This is a genomic window from Pseudomonas sp. PP3 (assembly GCF_905336995.1).
GTDB lineage: Bacteria > Pseudomonadota > Gammaproteobacteria > Pseudomonadales > Pseudomonadaceae > Aquipseudomonas > Aquipseudomonas reinekei.
The window spans coordinates 1,010,048-1,027,273 of the sequence record NZ_HG995459.1 but is presented as its reverse complement, the minus strand read 5'-3'; the positions used below and the strand labels follow the sequence as shown (position 1 = coordinate 1,027,273).

Below are 17,226 nucleotides of genomic sequence, written 5' to 3'. Positions count from 1 at the left end.
TTTTATTGTCGCTGAATATCTTCTGTGGCGAGGGAGCTTGCTCCCGCTGGGCTGCGCAGCGGCCCCAACATCTTGTGAGCGCTGCGCACTCAAGCGGGAGCAAGCTCCCTCGCCACAGGGAAAACGTGATTAGCCGCGAGCCTTTTCGATCAGCTCGATGTAGTCCGGCGCATTACGCTGATCCTTGATCAGGGCAATGAAGTCATTGCCGTGCTCGTCCTTGCCATCAACGTCAAAACCGGCCTCGACGAAGAACGTCAGGAAACGCTCGAAATCGTCGATGCGCAGGCCACGGTAGGCCTTGATCAGTTTGTGCAGGGACGGAGAAGTCGCGTCGACCGGTTCGAAATCGAGGAACAACTTGATCTGCTCATCGCCGATCTCGTCACCAATCACTTGTTTCTTATCTTTACGCATTGCCGACTCCAGCTCGCAGACATTTCACGGGGCGGGCAGTTTACCCCTGCGCAGGCGCCGGGCTCAACGCGGACGAACAGCCCCGGTGTGCAGATCGGCCCAAACGTGACCGTTGGCGTAACTCAGAAACTGGCAATACACCGTTTCATTGCGCAGCAGATCGATCACCACCCGGTATTGCGCCAGCGGGTAATAGAGGTTGAGGGTCTTGGTTTTGTCGTCGTAGACCGGTTTTTTCAGGCTTTTGCTTTCGCCATCGAAATTGACCAGCACCTGATTAATGGTGGCGCCCTTGTTCAAGGATTTGCCCTTGAGGCGAACCAACAGCGGCGAAGTGACCGGAATCGGCTGCTGATTGGACTGGCGCTGGCTGCCGACCACCACCGAGTACTCGGTGACTTGCAGCAATTGTTGCTGCTCAGGCTCGGCGTCACGCAGGGTCAGGTCATCCGGCGGCAGGAACTGCCCATGCATCGGCGCCGGCGCGGCGGCCAGCGGCAGGCTGAGGGTCAGCAACAGAGCGGCGCAGCTGCGAATCAAAAAGCTCATGACAGGCTCCGGAGGGCGGGTGTAGGAGCGAGCTTGCTCGCGATGGTCGTCAACGATAACGCCGGGAGCCTGATACCCCGCGGCGTTACTGCGTTCATCGCGAGCAGGCTCGCTCCTTCAGCGTAGGGATCAATCGAATTGCGCGCGCATCCAGGCCTGATAATCGGCAACACCGGGCTCGCCTTCGCGCGGCGCCCAATGCGCCAGCTCACCCTCACCGACCGGACGGTACGGACCGGCCTTGCATTCGAACATCAGGCTGTCGGCCTCCAGCACCACCAAACCGTGGAACACACCAGTTGGCAAGTCTACGCCAACACAGCCCCCACCAGCCTGCAGTACGGTCTTGCTCAACACCGCACCGACCTCGTCAAAGATCAACACACCCAGCCGCCCCTTGAGGACCAACAGGGTTTCGGCCTTGTTGTCACCCAAATGCCGGTGAGGCGGGATATACGTCGAAGGTTGCAACCCCACCGCCATGCGATGGCAAGCGTCTTCCATCTGATGGAAATTGTGGTGCTGGCGCCCACGAGGATTGGCCGCCGCTTTCCCGGCCAGCTCGGCGAACAAGGTCTGATCCAGAAAGCGAGGCGTATCCATTTCTTACATTCCTTTAACGGCAAAAATCCCGTTGGCATTGCGCCAGTAGCCTTTGTAGTCCATGCCGTAACCGAAGATGTAACGGTCGATGCACGGCAGGCCAACGAAATCGGCTTTCAGGTCCGGGCGGGCCTTGCGGTCGTGGTCTTTGTCGATCAGCACGGCAGTGTGCACTTTGCGCGCGCCGGCGTGTTTGCAGAAGTCGATGATCGCGCCCAGGGTGTGACCTTCATCGAGGATGTCGTCGATGATCAGCACGTCACGGTCGATGAACGACACTTCCGGCTTGGCTTTCCAGAACAGCTCGCCGCCGCTGGTTTCGTTGCGGTAACGGGTGGCGTGCAGGTAGGACGCTTCCAGCGGGAACTGCAGATGAGTCAGCAGCTTGCCGGCGAAAATCAGCCCGCCGTTCATCACACAGAACACCACCGGGTTGCTGTCCGCCAGTTCTTCGTTGATGTGCGCACCGACGCGGGCGATAGCCGCCTCGACTTCAGCTTCGGTGTACAGGCAGTCAGCCTCTCGCATGATTTGACGGATATGCTCGAGATCAGCGGACATGGTGCTCTCCAAGGGGGGTAGCGGACAGGAAAAGCGGGCAAAGGTACGCATCCCGCACGGCCAGATCAAGCGTTTGTGGACTAACGTACTGTATGTCTATAGGACAACACCCTCGGATAGATTAATCTAGGCCGGTTTTTTTGCCCGCCGCCGGAGCCTTTCCCATGCCCATCCTCGAGATCCGCCACCCGCTGATCCGTCATAAACTTGGCCTGATGCGCCGCGCAGACATCAGCACCAAGAATTTCCGTGAGCTCGCTCAGGAAGTCGGTGCCCTGCTGACCTATGAAGCCACCAAAGACCTGCCGCTGGAAACCTACGATATCGAAGGTTGGTGCGGCACTGTGTCGGTCGAGAAAATCGCCGGCAAGAAAATTACGGTAGTCCCGATCCTGCGCGCCGGCATCGGCATGCTCGAAGGCGTGCTGAGCCTGATCCCGGGCGCCAAAGTCAGCGCCGTGGGCGTGGCCCGCAACGAAGAAACCCTGCAAGCCCACACCTACCTGGAAAAACTAGTCCCGGAAATCAACGAACGCCTGGCGATGATCATCGACCCGATGCTCGCCACCGGCAGCTCCATGGTTGCCACCATCGATCTGCTGAAAAAGGCCGGCTGCCGCGACATCCGTGCCATGGTGCTGGTTGCTGCCCCCGAGGGTATCGCGGCGGTAGAGAAGGCTCACCCGGACGTGATCATCTACACCGCTTCCATTGATCAAAAACTGAACGAACACGGTTACATCATCCCTGGCCTGGGCGATGCTGGCGACAAGATCTTCGGCACCAAGCAGAAGGACGCGTGAGCATGCAGCAAGAGTTCAACGATCCGCTCTGGCGCACGGTGCTTTCCGGCGCGCAGATGCTGTTCGTAGCGTTCGGCGCCCTGGTGTTGATGCCGCTGATTACCGGCCTCGACCCGAACGTGGCGCTGTTTACCGCTGGCCTGGGGACGATCCTGTTCCAGATCGTCACCGGGCGTCAGGTGCCGGTGTTCCTGGCGTCGAGCTTTGCGTTTATCACCCCGATCATTCTCGCCAAGGGCCAATTCGGCCTCGCGGCGACCATGGGCGGCGTGATGGCGGCGGGCTTCGTCTATACCTTCCTCGGCCTGGCCGTGAAGATCAAAGGCACCGGTTTCATCGATCGCCTGCTGCCACCGGTGGTGATTGGCCCGGTAATCATCTCCATCGGCCTGGCCATGGCGCCGATTGCCGCCAACATGGCAATGGGCAAGGCTGGCGACGGTAGCGAGCTGATTCATTACCAGACCGCCATGCTGATCTCGATGCCGGCATTGCTGACCACCCTGATCGTCGCGGTGTTCGGCAAAGGCATTTTCCGCCTGGTACCGATCATTTCCGGCGTGCTGGTCGGTTTTGGCATGGCGTTCTACTTCGGCGTGGTCGACACGGCGAAGATTGCCGCTGCACCGTGGTTCGCCATCCCGAATTTCACCGCGCCGGAATTCAACTGGCAGGCGATTCTGTTCATTGTTCCGGTGGCCCTGGCCCCGGCCATTGAGCACATCGGCGGCGTGATTGCAGTGGGTAGCGTGACCGGTCGCGATTACCTGAAGAAACCCGGCCTGCACCGCACTCTGCTCGGTGACGGCATTGCCACCACCGCAGCCGGCCTGTTCGGCGGTCCACCCAACACCACGTACGCCGAAGTCACCGGCGCGGTGATGCTGACCAAGAACTACAACCCGAAAATCATGACCTGGGCGGCGATCTTCGCCATCAGCCTGGCGTTCATCGGCAAGTTCGGCGCATTGCTGCAAAGCATTCCGGTGCCGGTAATGGGCGGGATTCTGTGCCTGCTGTTCGGTTCGATTGCGGCGGTGGGCATGAACACGCTGATTCGCCACAAGATTGACTTGGGCGAAGCGCGCAATCTGGTGATTGTGTCGGTGACCCTGGTGTTCGGGATTGGCGGTGTGTTGGTGGGTACCGGCACTGGTCCGGATGACTTCGGCCTCAAAGGCATCGCGCTGTGCGCGGTGGTAGCGATTGCGCTGAACCTGATCCTGCCGGGCAATGACAGCTGGAAGCACAAGAAGGCGGATGAGCCGCTGCTGTAAAAGGTGATCCCCTGTGGCGAGGGAGCTTGCTCCCGCTGGGTCGCGAAGCGGCCCCAAAATTCTCGCAGTCAATGAAGATTTTGTGAGTGCTGCGCACTCAAGCGGGAGCGGGCTCCCTCGCCACGGGTTGTATGCCTACAGGGCCAGAGGCGCCCTTTCACACAATGTGTTCAACGCTTTCGCCCACTGCGGGTCATCATTGAGACACGGCACCAGCACCAACTCCTCCCCTCCTGCTTCGCGGAACTGCTCCTTGCCGCGATCACCAATCTCTTCCAGCGTCTCGATGCAATCGGCCACGAACGCCGGGCACATCACCAACAGCTTCTTCACACCCGACCTGGCCAACTCATCAAGACGCACTTCGGTGTAGGGTTCGATCCATTTGGCGCGCCCCAGGCGCGACTGGAACGACACCGACCACTTGCCGTCCGGCAGGCCCATGCGCTTGGCAAACTCGGATGCCGTGCGCAGGCATTGGGCCCGGTAGCAGGTCATCAATACTTCTGGCGAAGCGTTCTGGCAGCAATTCTCGCCTTTGAAGCAATGGTGTCCGGTAGGGTCGATCTTGGTCAGGTGCCGCTCCGGCAAACCATGGAAACTGAGCAACAAATGATCGTAATCCTGTTGCAGATAGGGTTTGGCCGTGGCCACCAGCGCGTCGAGATATTCCGGCTGATCGTAGAACGGCTGGAGCACTGACAGCTGCACATCAAGCTTTTTCTCGCGCACGACGCGCCGGGCTTCTTCGATCACTGTGGTGGTGGTGCTGTCGGCGAACTGTGGATAAAGCGGCGCGAGCGTGATCCGCTTTTGCCCTTGTGCCGCCAGACGCGTCAGCATCGACTCGATGGACGGCTGGCCGTAACGCATCGCCAGCTCGACCGGACCGTGGCGCCACTGGGACGTCATCGCCTGCTGCAAGCGGCGGCTGAGCACCACCAGCGGCGAGCCCTCTTCCCACCAGATCGAAGCGTAGGCATGGGCCGACTGCTCGGGGCGCTTGATCAGGATCAGTGACACCAGTAAACGCCGCACCGGCCATGGCAGGTCGATCACGTAAGGGTCCATCAGGAACTGATTGAGGTAACGGCGCACATCCGCCACCGAAGTGGAGGCCGGTGAGCCCAGATTGACCAGAAGCAACGCGTGATCGGTCATGCAACGTCCTATTTCAGAGGCGGCTGGAGAGATCTTCCAGGGCCGCGCGCAAATCAGTGAACTGGAATGTGAAACCCGCTTCGAGCAAACGCGCCGGTGTGGCCCGCTGGCCGCCCAGCAATATCAAAGACAACTCGCCCAGGCCGACCTTCAATGCAAAGGCCGGCATCGGCATGAACGCCGGGCGATGCAACACGCTGCCCAGGGTTTTGGCAAATTCGCGATTACGCACCGGCTTCGGTGCGCAGGCATTATATGGACCGTTGGCTTCATTGCGATGCAGAAGAAAATCAATCAAGGCGATTTGATCGTTGATATGAATCCATGGCATCCATTGCCGACCGTTGCCGATCGGCCCACCCAGCCCGAGTTTGAACGGCAGCAACAGGCGCGACAAAAAGCCGCCCTCGGCTGACAACACCAACCCGGTGCGAACGAGGATCACCCGAATCCCCAAGGCCTCTGCACGCTGCGCGGTTTCTTCCCAGGCGATGCACAGCTGACTGGCGAAGTCATCGATCACCGGCGGCGAGTCCTCGGTGAGCTCCCGCTCACCACCGTCGCCGTACCAACCGACCGCCGAGCCTGAAATCAGCACATCCGGCTTCTGCTCACGGCTTTCGAGCCAGCCCAGCAAAGTTTCCGTCAGGGTGATGCGGCTGCTCCATAACAAGGCTTTGCGTTTGTGGGTCCAGAGCCGATCGGCAATCGGCGCCCCGGCAAGATTGATAATTGCATCCACCGGTTCCTGCCCGATGTCCTCGAGTCGAGCGACACCACGAACCTGGGCACCGCATATTTTTGCGACTTTCGCAGGCGTCCGGCTCCAGACCGTCAGGCGATGGCCCTGACTCAACCAGTATCGACAAAGCTGACGTCCTATCAAACCAGTACCGCCGGTCAGCAATATGTGCATGACTTCTTCCTCGCGTGGCGTTTTACCGTGATGACTAGTCTATTTTTATAAGCAAGGGATCTTTGATATCGGGCAGGCTCTGTGTTTAACAATAGGCCAAGCTGTCAGAACGAGAACGCTAAAAGTTATACCAAAAAACAATATTGTACAGGTTTCAACCCCGGCGTAGTCTGTACAGAAAGGTAAACGAGGCCCTTATGACTGTACCTATCGCAATCATCGGCACCGGCATCGCCGGACTCTCAGCCGCCCAAGCCCTGACTGAGCTGGGCTATGTCGTGCAACTTTTTGATAAAAGCCGCGGCAGTGGTGGACGCATGTCGAGCAAGCGCAGTGATGCGGGTGCGCTGGACATGGGCGCGCAATATTTCACTGCCCGCGACCGCCGCTTCGTCACGGAAGTGCAGCGCTGGCAAGCCAATGGCTGGGTGGCCGAGTGGACGCCACAGCTGTACACCTTCCATGGCGGCCAGCTCAATCTGTCACCGGACGAGCAGACCCGCTGGGTCGGCACGCCCCGCATGAGCGCCATCACCCGGGCGTTGCTCGGCGACCTCGAAGTGCATTTCGCCTGCCGGATCACCGAGGTCTATCGCGGCGAAGAACACTGGCACTTGCAGGATGCCGAAGGTTTCACCCACGGCCCCTTCAGCCACGTAGTGATCGCCACGCCGGCACCGCAAGCGACGGCACTGCTGGCCTCCGCGCCGAAGCTCGCTGGTGCCGCCGCCGGGGTCAAAATGGACCCTACCTGGGCCATCGCCCTGGCGTTTGAAACACCGCTGGAAACGCCCATGGAAGGCTGTTTCGTACAGGACAGCCCGCTCGACTGGCTGGCCCGCAATCGCAGCAAACCCGGGCGCGACAACACGCTCGACACTTGGGTTTTACACGCCACCAGCACGTGGAGCCGTCAGCACATCGACTTGCCGAAAGAAGCAGTGATCGAGCAGTTGCACGGCGCGTTCGCTGAACTGCTGCACGACTCCATGCCCGCACCGACCTTCAGCCTGGCCCACCGCTGGCTCTACGCCCGCCCTGCCAGCAGCCACGAATGGGGCACGCTGGCCGATGCCGATCTGGGCTTGTATGCCTGTGGCGACTGGTGCCTGTCCGGACGCGTCGAAGGTGCCTGGCTCAGCGGCCAGGAAGCCGCCCGCCGCCTTCACGAGCACTTGCAATGAACCGCATCAACCCCAGCAAATTGCTGCTGTCGAAGTGGACAGCAGCCCACCCGCAAAATCGCGAAAAGCATTTTCTGGTGACCGAGCTGTTCCGAGACGATGAAGGAACGGTGCTGGAGATCGAGTTGCAAGCGGTGCTGACCCGACGCAGCGAGCGGTGCACGTGGCAGATTCTTTCCGATCAGGATCACTGGACGTTCGGCTGGCAATAGGCGCCAGAGGCTGCTTCTGCAGGGAACGCAAAAAACTTATACATAAAATTTGACTTGTACAGCTTCGAATCTATGATGAACCCATGTTGTACAGATAAAAATATCTGTACAGGTTTTTGATTCGAGGTATTCCGATGCCGCAGCCCTTCACCAAACCGAAAATCGCCATCAGTGCCTGCCTGATGGGTGCCGAGGTGCGCTTCAACGGCGGGCACAAGGAGTCGCGGCTGTGCAGCCGCACCCTCACTGATTACTTCGATTTCGTTGAGGTCTGCCCGGAAGTCGCGATCGGCATGGGCATTCCTCGCGAACCCATTCGGTTGGTGGGCGATCCGGTTCAGCCCCAGGCCGTCGGCTCGATCGACCGCGAGATCAACGTCACCCGGCCGCTGGCCGAGTACGGACGAAAAATGGCGGCGGAACTCGACGACATCTGCGGCTACATCTTCATGCAAAAATCCCCGTCCTGCGGCCTCGAGAGGGTAAAGGTCTATCACGCCAACGGTGCACCGGTCGACGGCGGTGGCCGGGGGATCTATGCCCAGTCTTTTTGCGCGCAGCATCCGGACTTGCCGGTGGAAGAAGACGGGCGACTCAACGATCCGGTTCTGCGCGAGAACTTCCTCACCCGCGTCTTCGCCTACAGCGCCTGGCAGCAACTGCTCAAAGAAGGCCTGAGTCGCCGTGGCTTGACGGAGTTTCACTCGCGCTACAAGTACCTGCTGATGGCCCACAACCCGGTGCAGTACAAAGCCTTGGGCAATCTGCTGGGCAACATGGGCCAGACCGATCCACAAGCACTCGGCCCGCAGTACTTCAGTGAATTGATGGCGGCGCTGAAGAAATGTGCGACCCGGCGCACCCACACCAACGTGCTGCAGCACCTCAGCGGCTACCTGAAGAAAACCCTCAGCGCCGATGACAAACAGGAAGTGCAGCATGTGATCGGCCAGTACCGGCACGGCATCGTGCCGCTGGTGGTGCCGCTGACACTGCTCAAGCATCACTTTCGCCAACACCCGGACCCGTACATCGCGCAACAGGTTTACCTGCAACCGCATCCGGAAAATCTCAGCCTGCGAAACGCAATCTAATGAAAGAATTACTCGACAGCAGCGCCAGCGAGGATTTGGGTGCCGACTTCAAAAAGGCCCTCGATGAAGGTTGGCTGCCGATTCGCGAAGTAGCCCGGCTGACCGGCGTCAACGCCGTGACATTACGCGCCTGGGAACGGCGCTATGGCCTGATCGTTCCGCAACGTACGCCCAAGGGGCATCGACTGTTTTCCAGCGATCACGTGCAGCGCATCCAGACGATCCTTACCTGGCTCAACCGCGGCGTAGCCGTCAGCCAGGTCAAGCAACTGCTCGATACCCCGCAGGCCTTCAGCCAACCGGTGGAAAATGACTGGCAGCGGCTGCGCCAGACCTTGCTGATCGCGGTCACCAAGCTGACCGAGCGCCCGCTGGACGACACTGTCAACCAGGCCATGGCGCTCTACCCGCCCCGAACCTTGTGCGAACAATTGTTGCTGCCGCTGCTGGCGGAACTGGAGCAACGCTGGCAAGGCCAGTTCGGCGCGCAGATGGAACGGGTATTTTTTTATTCGTGGTTGCGCAGCAAATTCGGTGCGCGCATCTACCATAACAATCGTCAGTTACACACCCCGCCCTTGCTGTTGATCAACCACTCGGACCGGCCACTGGAGCCTCACCTGTGGCTCACGGCCTGGCTGGTCAGCAGCGCCGATTGCCCGGTGGAGGTGTTCGACTGGCCGCTGCCTGTCGGTGAGCTCGCCGTCGCAGTGGATTACCTGCAACCCCGGGGCGTACTGCTGTATTCCAGCAAAGCCATAAACCTGTCGCAGTTGCCGAAACTTTTGAACAACGTCAATTGCCCAAAAATGATCGTCGGACCAACGGTGTGCATTCACCATGCCGAGTTGTCCGTAACCACTTCAGAAATTGCCGATTTGTACCTGGCCGAAGATCCATTGTTGGCACACCAGGCACTGGTTCAGTGCGGGCTCATTTAATGGCGCTTCTTTAATGATTTGTACGGACGACACCATGCAATTGATCTGGCTGCGCAGCGACTTGCGCCTACATGACAACACCGCCCTCTCTGCCGCCGCTGCGGTTGGCCCGTGCGTGGCGGTGTATCTGCTGAGCCCTGAGCAATGGCAGGAACACGACGATGCGCCGTGCAAAGTGGATTTCTGGTTACGTAATCTCAATGAGCTAAGCGTGGCGCTCGGTCAATTGAACATCCCCTTGCTGATCCGCACGGCTGCGCGCTGGGATGAAGCACCGCAGGTGCTGCTCGATCTTTGCCGGCAATTAAACATCCAGGCGGTGCACGTCAACGAGGAATACGGCATCCACGAAACCGACCGGGACACTGCCGTTGCCGAAGCACTGGCCGGTCAAGACATCGCATTCCACAGTTACCTGGATCAATTGCTGTTCAAACCGGGCAGTATCCTGACCAAAACCGGCACGTACTTTCAGGTGTTCAGTCAGTTCCGCAAGGTCTGCTACGAACGCCTGCACCGCGCCCTGCCGCGCCTGGTCAGCACGCCAATGGCACAGGCGCCGCTGGAAATCCCCAGCGATCCGATTCCCGCCAGCGTCAACGGGTTCGAGACACCGACCGCCAGCCTTCGGGCGCTGTGGCCCGCCGGCGAAACCGAGGCCCGGCGCCGGCTTGAGACCTTCGCCGACGCGCAGATCGACTATTACCAGAGCGAGCGCGATTTTCCGGCGAAACCCGGTACCAGCCAGCTCTCGGCTTATCTCGCTGCCGGCGTGATTTCACCGCGCCAATGTCTGCACACCGCACTGCAAAGCAATCAGGGCGAGTTCGAAAGCGGCAAGGTCGGGGCCGTCACCTGGATCAACGAGCTGCTGTGGCGCGAATTCTATAAACACATTCTGGTGGGCTACCCGAGGGTCTCCCGTCACCGTGCCTTCCGCCCGGAAACCGAAGCCCTGGCCTGGCGCCATGCGCCCGAAGAGCTCGCGGCCTGGCAGGAGGCCCGCACCGGAGTGCCAATCATTGATGCCGCCATGCGCCAACTGCTGGAAACCGGCTGGATGCACAACCGCCTGCGCATGGTGGTGGCGATGTTCCTGACCAAGAATCTGCTGATTGACTGGCGAGAGGGCGAGCGCTTTTTCATGCGTCACCTGATCGATGGCGACCTCGCCGCCAACAATGGCGGCTGGCAATGGAGTTCGTCCACGGGCACCGACTCCGCACCGTACTTCCGGATCTTCAACCCGCTGAGCCAGTCGGAAAAGTTCGACGCCGAAGGTGTGTTCATCAAGCACTGGCTGCCGGAACTGTCCGGGCTGAACAAAAAAGAGCTGCACAACCCGGCACACCTCGGTGGATTGTTCGGCGTGGCCAACTACCCGTCTCCGATTGTCGACCTGAACACGTCACGGGCACGCGCCCTGGCGGCGTTCAAGAACCTGCCGACACGGCAGAACGCCGGAGGCCTGCATGAGTAGTTTCCTGCAACAGTTCGCCCGGCAGTTTGCAGAGCTGGATAAAGACAACCTGTGTCGCCTCGATGACCTTTATACCCAGGACGTGCGATTTACCGATCCCTTGCACGAAGTCCAGGGCCTCGGGCAATTGCACAGTTACTTCGCCGAGCTTTATTCCAACGTCAGTGAGCTGCGTTTCGATTTTCATGGTTTCGACCAGATCGCCGAAGGTGAAGGTTATCTGCGCTGGGTCATGAGCTACCGCCATCCGCGCCTTGCCGGTGGCCAGATAATTCGCGTCGACGGCTGTTCACATTTGCGTTGGCGCGACAAAGTTTATTGCCACCGGGATTACTTCGATGCCGGCGCATTGCTTTATGAACATCTACCCGTGTTGGGTCGGGCCATTGCCTGGCTGAAAAGGAGAATGGGATGAGTCTTACAACGCCACGACGATACTGGCTGACCGGTGCCAGCAGCGGAATTGGTGCTGCGCTGGCCGAGGAGATTCTCAAGACCGGCGCGCACCTGGCTGTCAGCTCACGATCACTGGCGCCGCTGAAAGCCTTGTCCCAACGTTATCCGGGGCAAGTACTGGTAGTGGCAGGCGACCTGACCAACAGCCAGACCGTACGGGAAATCGGAGAACAGATTGCCGAGCAATGGGGTTCTCTGGATACGGTGATTCTCAACGCAGGCACCTGTGAGTACGTGGACTCCAAGCAGTTCGACGCCTCGATCGTCGAGCACGTGGTACGTACCAATCTGCTCGCCAGCAGCTATTGCATCGAAGCCGCCCTGCCACTGTTGCGCAAAGGCGTTGCCCCGCATCTGGTGGGTGTGGCCAGTTCGGTGACCTACCTGCCGCTGCCACGGGCGGAAGCCTACGGCGCTTCGAAAGCCGGTTTGCGGTACCTGTTCGAGTCCCTGCGCATCGACCTGTCGCCGGAAGGTATTGAAGTCACCGTGGTCAGCCCGGGGTTCGTCGATACGCCCTTGACGGCAAAAAACGACTTCCCCATGCCCCTGAGCTGGCCGGCGGACAAAGCCGCACGGCACATTTTCGCCAAGCTCAGGAATCGGCCGCTGGAGATCGCGTTTCCGGGGATGTTCATGGCGGCCATGTGGCCGATGTCGAAATTGCCCGCCCGCATGCAACTGGCGATCGGTAAACGTATGGTGCGCAGCAACCCGCCGATCAAGGATCAGCCGTGAAGATTGCCATTATCGGCGGCGGCATCTCAGGCCTGACCTGCGCCTATCTGCTCAATCGTAGACACGAAATCACCCTGTTCGAAGCCAGCGATCGTGTCGGCGGGCATACGCACACCGAAAACGTGACGGTCGATGGTCAGCGTTATGCGGTGGATACCGGTTTTATCGTTTTCAATGACTGGACCTACCCCAACTTCATTCGCCTGCTCGGCCAGCTGGGTGTGGGTTTCAAACCCACGGAAATGAGCTTTTCGGTCACCGACCCCGACAGCGGTCTCGAGTACAACGGCAACAACTTCAACAGCCTTTTCGCCCAGCGAAGCAATCTGCTGTCGCCGGGATTCTGGGGCATGCTGCGCGATATTCTGCGCTTCAACAAAGAAGCCCTGCGCGACCTCGAACAACAACGGATCAAACCCGACACCACCCTCAACGACTATCTACAGGCCGGCCGCTACGGCGAGCGTTTCATCCTGCATTACATCGTGCCCATGGGTTCCGCGATCTGGTCGATGCCGATGGCCGACATGCTGGCTTTCCCGTTGCAATTGTTTGTGCGGTTTTTCAAGAACCATGGCCTGCTGTCTGTCAGCAATCGCCCGCAATGGCAGGTGATCGAGGGTGGTTCAGAGGCCTACGTCGCGCCGATGACGGCTGGCTTTGGCAACAACATTCGCCTCGACTGCCCGGTAACGCGGGTCGAGCGCGACGCAGAGGGCGTCGTTATCCACAGCGCCGGCGTCAGCGAGCGTTTCGACAAGGTGGTGTTCGCCTGCCACAGCGACCAGGCCTTGAAACTGTTGGCCGCACCGAGCGCCGCCGAACAATCGATCCTCGGTGCCCTGCCCTACGCCGACAACGAAGTTGTGCTGCACACCGACACACGCCTGTTGCCTGAGCGAAAACTTGCATGGGCCAGCTGGAACTTCCGCCTGGCGGGCTCCGGCCATACACATGCCGCCGTGACCTACGACATGAACATCCTGCAAGGCATCCAGAGCGATACAACGTTCTGTGTCAGCCTCAACCAGAGCGCGGCCATCGATCCTGCCAAAGTGCTCGCCCGATTCACCTATGCCCACCCGCAATTCAGCTTGACGTCGGTGGCTGCCCAGGCGCGCTGGGAAGAGCTGAATGGTGCGCAACATACCTACTTCTGCGGCGCCTACTGGGCCAACGGGTTCCATGAGGACGGTGTTGTCAGCGCCTTGCGCGTGGCCGGCTCGTTTGGAGAAACCCTGTGAACAGCGCGCTTTATAGCGGCTGGATCGCCCATCGGCGTTTCAGTCCACGGGCTCACCAGTTCCGTTACCGCATCGGCCTGTTGTACCTGGACCTCGACGAACAGCAAGCGGTGTTCGGCCTGTCGCGCCTTTCAGGCTTGAACCGCTTCGCACCGTTTTCGTTTCGAGAAACCGATTACCTGAAGTCTTTCACCGGCCGAGGCATACGCCTGATCGACGCCGTGCGACAACAGGTAGGCGAGGCCATCGGGCATGTGCCGCAAGGCTCGATCTGCCTGCTGACCCAGCCCCGCAGCTGGGGCCTGTCGTTCAACCCGGTGAGTTTTTTCTATTGCCATGAGGCCGACGGCCAACTGGCGGCGATCGTCTGCGAAGTCAGCAACACCCCTTGGCGCGAGCGCTACCACTACGTGTTGCCCGCCAAGGCACCCGAAGATTTATCGGATTTCCATCAACACTTCTCTGTGCCCAAAGCCTTTCATGTCTCGCCGTTTTTACCGCGTGATATCCAGTACCGCATGAGCTTCAGCCCGGTCGCGAAACGGATCGGTGTGCACATGGCCGACTGGCAGGGCGAAGAAAAACTTTTCGATGCCACGCTCAGGCTCAAACGCGAACCCCTTGATCGCGCGAGCCTGCACCGGTACTTGCGGCGCTTCCCGTGGATGACCGCGAAAACCGCGCTGGCGATTTATTGGCAAGCCCTGCGCCTGTTACTCAAGCGCTTGCCGTTATTTTCTCATCAGGCTGCCGATGGCAGCTTTCAGACCGCCACCGTTGCCCCCAAGGACCGCCGCCATGAAATCCTCTAGCCTCACGCTCAAAGCCAGTCTGTTCGGCACCCATGGCTTGAGCGGATCGTTGCTGCGCCGAGGCGTGCTTCGGCAACTGGCGCAGCTCAAACACGGTCAATTGGTATTGATCGAAGACGGGGAACGGCATGCGTTCGGCAGCGCCGGCAGCCCGCTGGTGGGGGAAGTCCATATCCTCAACGCGGCCGTCTGGGGACTGGTGGCCAGCAAAGGTTCGATTGGCGCAGCCGAAGCGTTCATTCATGGGTACTGGAGCTCACCGGATTTGACCGCGGTGGTCCGGGTGTTCGTCAGCAACCTTGAAGTGCTCGATGCCCTTGAAGGTGGCCTGGCAAAACTGGGTCGGCCACTGATTCAGGGGCTGCACTGGCTGAATCGCAATACACGCAAGGGCTCACAGAAAAACATCGCCGCTCACTATGATCTGGGTAACGAGCTGTTCGAACAGTTTCTGGACCCGACCATGATGTATTCAGCCGCGCAATTCCTGCGTGCCGACGACAGCCTTGAGCAGGCTCAATTGAACAAACTGGAGCGCATTTGCCAGAAGCTCGCGCTTAAACCCACGGACCACCTGCTGGAAATCGGCACCGGCTGGGGCAGCATGGCCGTGTACGCCGCGCAGAAATACGGCTGCAAAGTCACCACCACCACGCTCTCCAAAGAGCAATACGCTTTCACCGCAAAACGCATTGAAACGCTGGGGCTGCAAGACCAGGTCACGTTGTTGCTCAAGGATTACCGCGATCTCACCGGTCAATACGACAAGCTGGTCTCGATCGAGATGATCGAAGCGGTCGGCCACCGCTTCCTGCCGACGTACTTCAAGCAGTGTGCGCACCTGCTCAAGAACAACGGCCTGATGCTGTTGCAGGCCATCACCATCCGCGAACAGCGCTACGAACAGGCCAAGGACAACGTCGACTTTATCCAGCGCTACATCTTCCCCGGCGGCGCTCTGCCCTGCGTACAGAAAATGCTCGAGATCGTCAGTCGCGACACCGATATGAACCTGCTGCACATGGAGGATTTCGGCTTGCACTACGCCCGGACCTTGCGCTTGTGGCACGAGAACTTTCGTAGTGCCCAGAGCCGCTTGAGAGAACTGGGCTACGACGATTACTTCCTGCGCCTGTGGGAATATTACCTGTGCTACTGCGAAGGTGGCTTCCTTGAGCGCACCATCGGTACCGCGCAATTGCTCCTGGCCAAGCCTTCAGCAATCACCGCGCCCCTGCTCGGCCGTTTCGATGCTTGAACGCCTGGCCAACGCATTGTTATTCCAGCTTGGCTGGTTTGCGTGCGTGATGGGTGGCAACAGCCTTTGGTTGCTGGTGGCGCTAGCGGCTCTGGTGATTCATCTGCTGTGGATAAGTAGTTGGGTGCGAGAAGGTCGACTGATACTCGGTGTGGTGGTGCTCGGCACCGCTGTGGACAGTTTTCTGCGCTGGCTGGGCGTGTTCGAATTCAAGGACCTTTCGCCCTTGATTCCATTGTGGCTGATGTTGCTCTGGGCATTGTTGGCAACCACGTTGCGCCACTGCCTGCGCTGGAGCGCCAGGCCGATGTGGCGGGCGAGCCTGCTGGGCGCGGTGGGTGGGCCGCTGTCGTATTACGCCGGCGGACAATTGGCAGGGGTGCAATTCCCCTTCGGCGTATTACCGACCCTGATCGGCCTCGGCCTGCTCTGGGCGCTGCTGTTTCCGCTGCTGCATGTGATGGCCGCCCGTCTCAAACCGGCTGTCGACGACTAGCGTCCGTCAGCACTTTCACACAGCACCGGGCCACTGCCTTACACTGCGCGCCATGAAAACCATCCCTCACACGCAAATCGCCACGCCCGCGGTGACCTGCTCGACCTGCGCCGCCTGCTGCTGCCAGCTCGAAGTCATGTTGATCACCGATACCGGCGTGCCCGAACGGTATATCGACACCGATGACTGGGGTGGGGAAGTCATGCTGCGCCTGGATGACGGCTGGTGCGCCGCGCTGGATCGCAACACGATGATGTGCACCATCTACGAAAATCGCCCGCTGATCTGCCGGGAGTTCGAGATGGGGGCACCGGAGTGCATTGAGGAACGCCAGGGAATTTCGACGGCGTATCGCTGAAGTTGAAGCCACCTTGTCCCCTGTGGGAGCGAGCAGCTCGCTCCCACAGGGGACAAGGTGGCAAAGGGTTGAAGCTGTGTTGCTTACAACGGCATTGTGTAATGCAAGGCGTAACTCTCTATACCATTGTTAGGACTGCTGATCCCGGCGTTGGAATAGTGCGTTGCCCGAACGCCGACTTCATGTCCACCGGCAAAGCGCAGGCCGACACCGAAACGGTCCTCGAACTGAAACGAACTACCGAGATCGTTGTTTTCGATTTCAGTGTCGGAGAACAACGCCACGCCAACCCCGAGTTCGACGTACGGCTTGACGTTCTCGCCGGCAAACTCGTAAACAAACACGGGAGAGAACGACAGGCTGTTATTGCTGGAGGTTTTGTCGCCTTCCCAATAGGTGTAGGCACCGCTCCAGTAACCGGTCAGTCGACCCACGTCGCTCTGCCACCAACTCTTGTCCCAGTCGAATTGCATGCCCAGGCGATAAGTCATGGTCGACTCGCCGGTCTGGCCGACCGCGAACTCCACGCCTGCAGCCTGTGCAGTGTAACTTTGCCCCATTAGTGCGGCCGCAATCGCGGCCAAGCAGAATAGTCGCTTCATAGAAACATCCTTTTCCGAACGATTTCGTTTGGTTTTTTTGTTGCTCGACGCACACAGCTATAGA

21 protein-coding genes are annotated in these 17,226 nt (G+C 59.5%); 14 read left to right on the top strand and 7 right to left on the bottom strand.

The genetic code is table 11. The features are described from left to right. Window positions 1–129: 129 nt before the first annotated feature. The 4 genes from KHO07_RS04750 to KHO07_RS04735 form a co-directional block, all read right to left on the bottom strand. Entirely contained in the window at window positions 130–417 is a 288-nt protein-coding gene (locus KHO07_RS04750; protein WP_150733894.1) for a PA4642 family protein, read from the bottom strand. 63 nt (window positions 418–480) lie between these two features. Then, window positions 481–966 carry a hypothetical protein gene (locus KHO07_RS04745; RefSeq protein ID WP_212626583.1) on the bottom strand — a complete coding sequence of 162 codons (486 nt, stop codon included), beginning with the start codon at window positions 964–966 and terminating at the stop codon, window positions 481–483. A gap of 129 nt (window positions 967–1,095) precedes the next feature. After that, complete coding sequence (locus KHO07_RS04740; RefSeq protein WP_212626582.1) at window positions 1,096–1,569, bottom strand: WbuC family cupin fold metalloprotein; 474 nt, start codon at window positions 1,567–1,569, stop codon at window positions 1,096–1,098. A gap of 3 nt (window positions 1,570–1,572) precedes the next feature. After that, entirely contained in the window at window positions 1,573–2,130 is a 558-nt protein-coding gene (locus tag KHO07_RS04735; protein WP_056853257.1) for a hypoxanthine-guanine phosphoribosyltransferase, read from the bottom strand. A 164-nt stretch (window positions 2,131–2,294) separates the two neighbouring features. Here KHO07_RS04735 and upp point away from each other — a divergent pair, with 164 nt between their 5' ends. Beyond that, window positions 2,295–2,933, top strand: a complete 639-nt coding sequence (upp, locus tag KHO07_RS04730) for a uracil phosphoribosyltransferase (RefSeq protein WP_150733896.1) — start codon at window positions 2,295–2,297, stop codon at window positions 2,931–2,933. A gap of 2 nt (window positions 2,934–2,935) precedes the next feature. Beyond that, the gene (locus KHO07_RS04725) at window positions 2,936–4,210 is read left to right on the top strand and encodes a uracil-xanthine permease family protein (RefSeq protein WP_034149573.1); all 1,275 of its coding nucleotides are present in this window, start codon (window positions 2,936–2,938) and stop codon (window positions 4,208–4,210) included. Between the two features lie 135 nt (window positions 4,211–4,345). Here the strand turns inward: KHO07_RS04725 and hemH are convergent, their stop codons facing one another. Together hemH and KHO07_RS04715 are read right to left on the bottom strand one after the other, a co-directional pair. Further along, on the bottom strand, window positions 4,346–5,371 hold the full coding sequence (hemH, locus tag KHO07_RS04720) for a ferrochelatase (RefSeq protein ID WP_212626581.1): 1,026 nt from the start codon (window positions 5,369–5,371) through the stop codon (window positions 4,346–4,348). Between the two features lie 13 nt (window positions 5,372–5,384). Then, window positions 5,385–6,287, bottom strand: a complete 903-nt coding sequence (locus tag KHO07_RS04715; RefSeq protein WP_150733898.1) for a TIGR01777 family oxidoreductase — start codon at window positions 6,285–6,287, stop codon at window positions 5,385–5,387. A gap of 197 nt (window positions 6,288–6,484) precedes the next feature. Between KHO07_RS04715 and KHO07_RS04710 the strand changes: the two genes are divergently transcribed. The 12 genes from KHO07_RS04710 (at window position 6,485) to KHO07_RS04655 (ending at window position 16,560) form a co-directional block, all read left to right on the top strand. After that, window positions 6,485–7,471, top strand: coding sequence for an NAD(P)/FAD-dependent oxidoreductase (locus KHO07_RS04710; RefSeq protein ID WP_150733899.1), 987 nt, complete (start codon window positions 6,485–6,487; stop codon window positions 7,469–7,471). Beyond that, window positions 7,468–7,683: a TIGR02450 family Trp-rich protein gene (locus KHO07_RS04705; protein WP_212626580.1), complete on the top strand. Its 216-nt coding sequence runs from the start codon at window positions 7,468–7,470 to the stop codon at window positions 7,681–7,683. Before KHO07_RS04710 ends, KHO07_RS04705 begins: the two co-directional genes overlap by 4 nt. A gap of 134 nt (window positions 7,684–7,817) precedes the next feature. Then, window positions 7,818–8,777 (top strand): DUF523 and DUF1722 domain-containing protein, encoded by a 960-nt coding sequence (locus KHO07_RS04700; RefSeq protein WP_212626579.1) that lies wholly within the window; start codon window positions 7,818–7,820, stop codon window positions 8,775–8,777. Further along, complete coding sequence (locus KHO07_RS04695) at window positions 8,777–9,718, top strand: MerR family transcriptional regulator (RefSeq protein ID WP_212626578.1); 942 nt, start codon at window positions 8,777–8,779, stop codon at window positions 9,716–9,718. Before KHO07_RS04700 ends, KHO07_RS04695 begins: the two co-directional genes overlap by 1 nt. A gap of 34 nt (window positions 9,719–9,752) precedes the next feature. Continuing rightward, complete coding sequence (phrB, locus tag KHO07_RS04690) at window positions 9,753–11,198, top strand: deoxyribodipyrimidine photo-lyase (protein ID WP_212626577.1); 1,446 nt, start codon at window positions 9,753–9,755, stop codon at window positions 11,196–11,198. Continuing rightward, window positions 11,191–11,613: a nuclear transport factor 2 family protein gene (locus KHO07_RS04685; protein ID WP_150733904.1), complete on the top strand. Its 423-nt coding sequence runs from the start codon at window positions 11,191–11,193 to the stop codon at window positions 11,611–11,613. The genes phrB and KHO07_RS04685 overlap by 8 nt, the downstream gene beginning before the upstream one ends. Then, window positions 11,610–12,392 carry an SDR family NAD(P)-dependent oxidoreductase gene (locus KHO07_RS04680; RefSeq protein WP_212626576.1) on the top strand — a complete coding sequence of 261 codons (783 nt, stop codon included), beginning with the start codon at window positions 11,610–11,612 and terminating at the stop codon, window positions 12,390–12,392. Before KHO07_RS04685 ends, KHO07_RS04680 begins: the two co-directional genes overlap by 4 nt. Further along, window positions 12,389–13,636, top strand: a complete 1,248-nt coding sequence (locus KHO07_RS04675) for an FAD-dependent oxidoreductase (RefSeq protein WP_212626575.1) — start codon at window positions 12,389–12,391, stop codon at window positions 13,634–13,636. Before KHO07_RS04680 ends, KHO07_RS04675 begins: the two co-directional genes overlap by 4 nt. Further along, window positions 13,633–14,448, top strand: a complete 816-nt coding sequence (locus tag KHO07_RS04670) for a DUF1365 domain-containing protein (protein ID WP_150733907.1) — start codon at window positions 13,633–13,635, stop codon at window positions 14,446–14,448. The genes KHO07_RS04675 and KHO07_RS04670 overlap by 4 nt, the downstream gene beginning before the upstream one ends. Then, complete coding sequence (locus KHO07_RS04665) at window positions 14,435–15,706, top strand: cyclopropane-fatty-acyl-phospholipid synthase family protein (protein ID WP_212626574.1); 1,272 nt, start codon at window positions 14,435–14,437, stop codon at window positions 15,704–15,706. The genes KHO07_RS04670 and KHO07_RS04665 overlap by 14 nt, the downstream gene beginning before the upstream one ends. Then, complete coding sequence (locus KHO07_RS04660; protein ID WP_212626573.1) at window positions 15,699–16,202, top strand: DUF2878 domain-containing protein; 504 nt, start codon at window positions 15,699–15,701, stop codon at window positions 16,200–16,202. Before KHO07_RS04665 ends, KHO07_RS04660 begins: the two co-directional genes overlap by 8 nt. Before the next feature lie 52 nt (window positions 16,203–16,254). Next, window positions 16,255–16,560, top strand: coding sequence for a YkgJ family cysteine cluster protein (locus tag KHO07_RS04655; protein WP_212626572.1), 306 nt, complete (start codon window positions 16,255–16,257; stop codon window positions 16,558–16,560). Between the two features lie 83 nt (window positions 16,561–16,643). Here the strand turns inward: KHO07_RS04655 and KHO07_RS04650 are convergent, their stop codons facing one another. Next, window positions 16,644–17,162 carry an acyloxyacyl hydrolase gene (locus KHO07_RS04650; protein WP_150733910.1) on the bottom strand — a complete coding sequence of 173 codons (519 nt, stop codon included), beginning with the start codon at window positions 17,160–17,162 and terminating at the stop codon, window positions 16,644–16,646. Window positions 17,163–17,226: the final 64 nt, after the last annotated feature.

Bases quoted from the DNA above. Each gene is read 5' to 3' on its own strand.
- KHO07_RS04750 (WP_150733894.1), bottom strand. From the start codon at position 417: ATGCGTAAAGATAAGAAACAAGTGATTGGTGACGAGATCGGCGATGAG.
- KHO07_RS04745 (WP_212626583.1), bottom strand. From the start codon at position 966: ATGAGCTTTTTGATTCGCAGCTGCGCCGCTCTGTTGCTGACCCTCAGC.
- KHO07_RS04740 (WP_212626582.1), bottom strand. From the start codon at position 1,569: ATGGATACGCCTCGCTTTCTGGATCAGACCTTGTTCGCCGAGCTGGCC.
- KHO07_RS04735 (WP_056853257.1), bottom strand. From the start codon at position 2,130: ATGTCCGCTGATCTCGAGCATATCCGTCAAATCATGCGAGAGGCTGAC.
- upp (WP_150733896.1), top strand. From the start codon at position 2,295: ATGCCCATCCTCGAGATCCGCCACCCGCTGATCCGTCATAAACTTGGC.
- KHO07_RS04725 (WP_034149573.1), top strand. From the start codon at position 2,936: ATGCAGCAAGAGTTCAACGATCCGCTCTGGCGCACGGTGCTTTCCGGC.
- hemH (WP_212626581.1), bottom strand. From the start codon at position 5,371: ATGACCGATCACGCGTTGCTTCTGGTCAATCTGGGCTCACCGGCCTCC.
- KHO07_RS04715 (WP_150733898.1), bottom strand. From the start codon at position 6,287: ATGCACATATTGCTGACCGGCGGTACTGGTTTGATAGGACGTCAGCTT.
- KHO07_RS04710 (WP_150733899.1), top strand. From the start codon at position 6,485: ATGACTGTACCTATCGCAATCATCGGCACCGGCATCGCCGGACTCTCA.
- KHO07_RS04705 (WP_212626580.1), top strand. From the start codon at position 7,468: ATGAACCGCATCAACCCCAGCAAATTGCTGCTGTCGAAGTGGACAGCA.
- KHO07_RS04700 (WP_212626579.1), top strand. From the start codon at position 7,818: ATGCCGCAGCCCTTCACCAAACCGAAAATCGCCATCAGTGCCTGCCTG.
- KHO07_RS04695 (WP_212626578.1), top strand. From the start codon at position 8,777: ATGAAAGAATTACTCGACAGCAGCGCCAGCGAGGATTTGGGTGCCGAC.
- phrB (WP_212626577.1), top strand. From the start codon at position 9,753: ATGCAATTGATCTGGCTGCGCAGCGACTTGCGCCTACATGACAACACC.
- KHO07_RS04685 (WP_150733904.1), top strand. From the start codon at position 11,191: ATGAGTAGTTTCCTGCAACAGTTCGCCCGGCAGTTTGCAGAGCTGGAT.
- KHO07_RS04680 (WP_212626576.1), top strand. From the start codon at position 11,610: ATGAGTCTTACAACGCCACGACGATACTGGCTGACCGGTGCCAGCAGC.
- KHO07_RS04665 (WP_212626574.1), top strand. From the start codon at position 14,435: ATGAAATCCTCTAGCCTCACGCTCAAAGCCAGTCTGTTCGGCACCCAT.
- KHO07_RS04660 (WP_212626573.1), top strand. From the start codon at position 15,699: ATGCTTGAACGCCTGGCCAACGCATTGTTATTCCAGCTTGGCTGGTTT.
- KHO07_RS04655 (WP_212626572.1), top strand. From the start codon at position 16,255: ATGAAAACCATCCCTCACACGCAAATCGCCACGCCCGCGGTGACCTGC.
- KHO07_RS04650 (WP_150733910.1), bottom strand. From the start codon at position 17,162: ATGAAGCGACTATTCTGCTTGGCCGCGATTGCGGCCGCACTAATGGGG.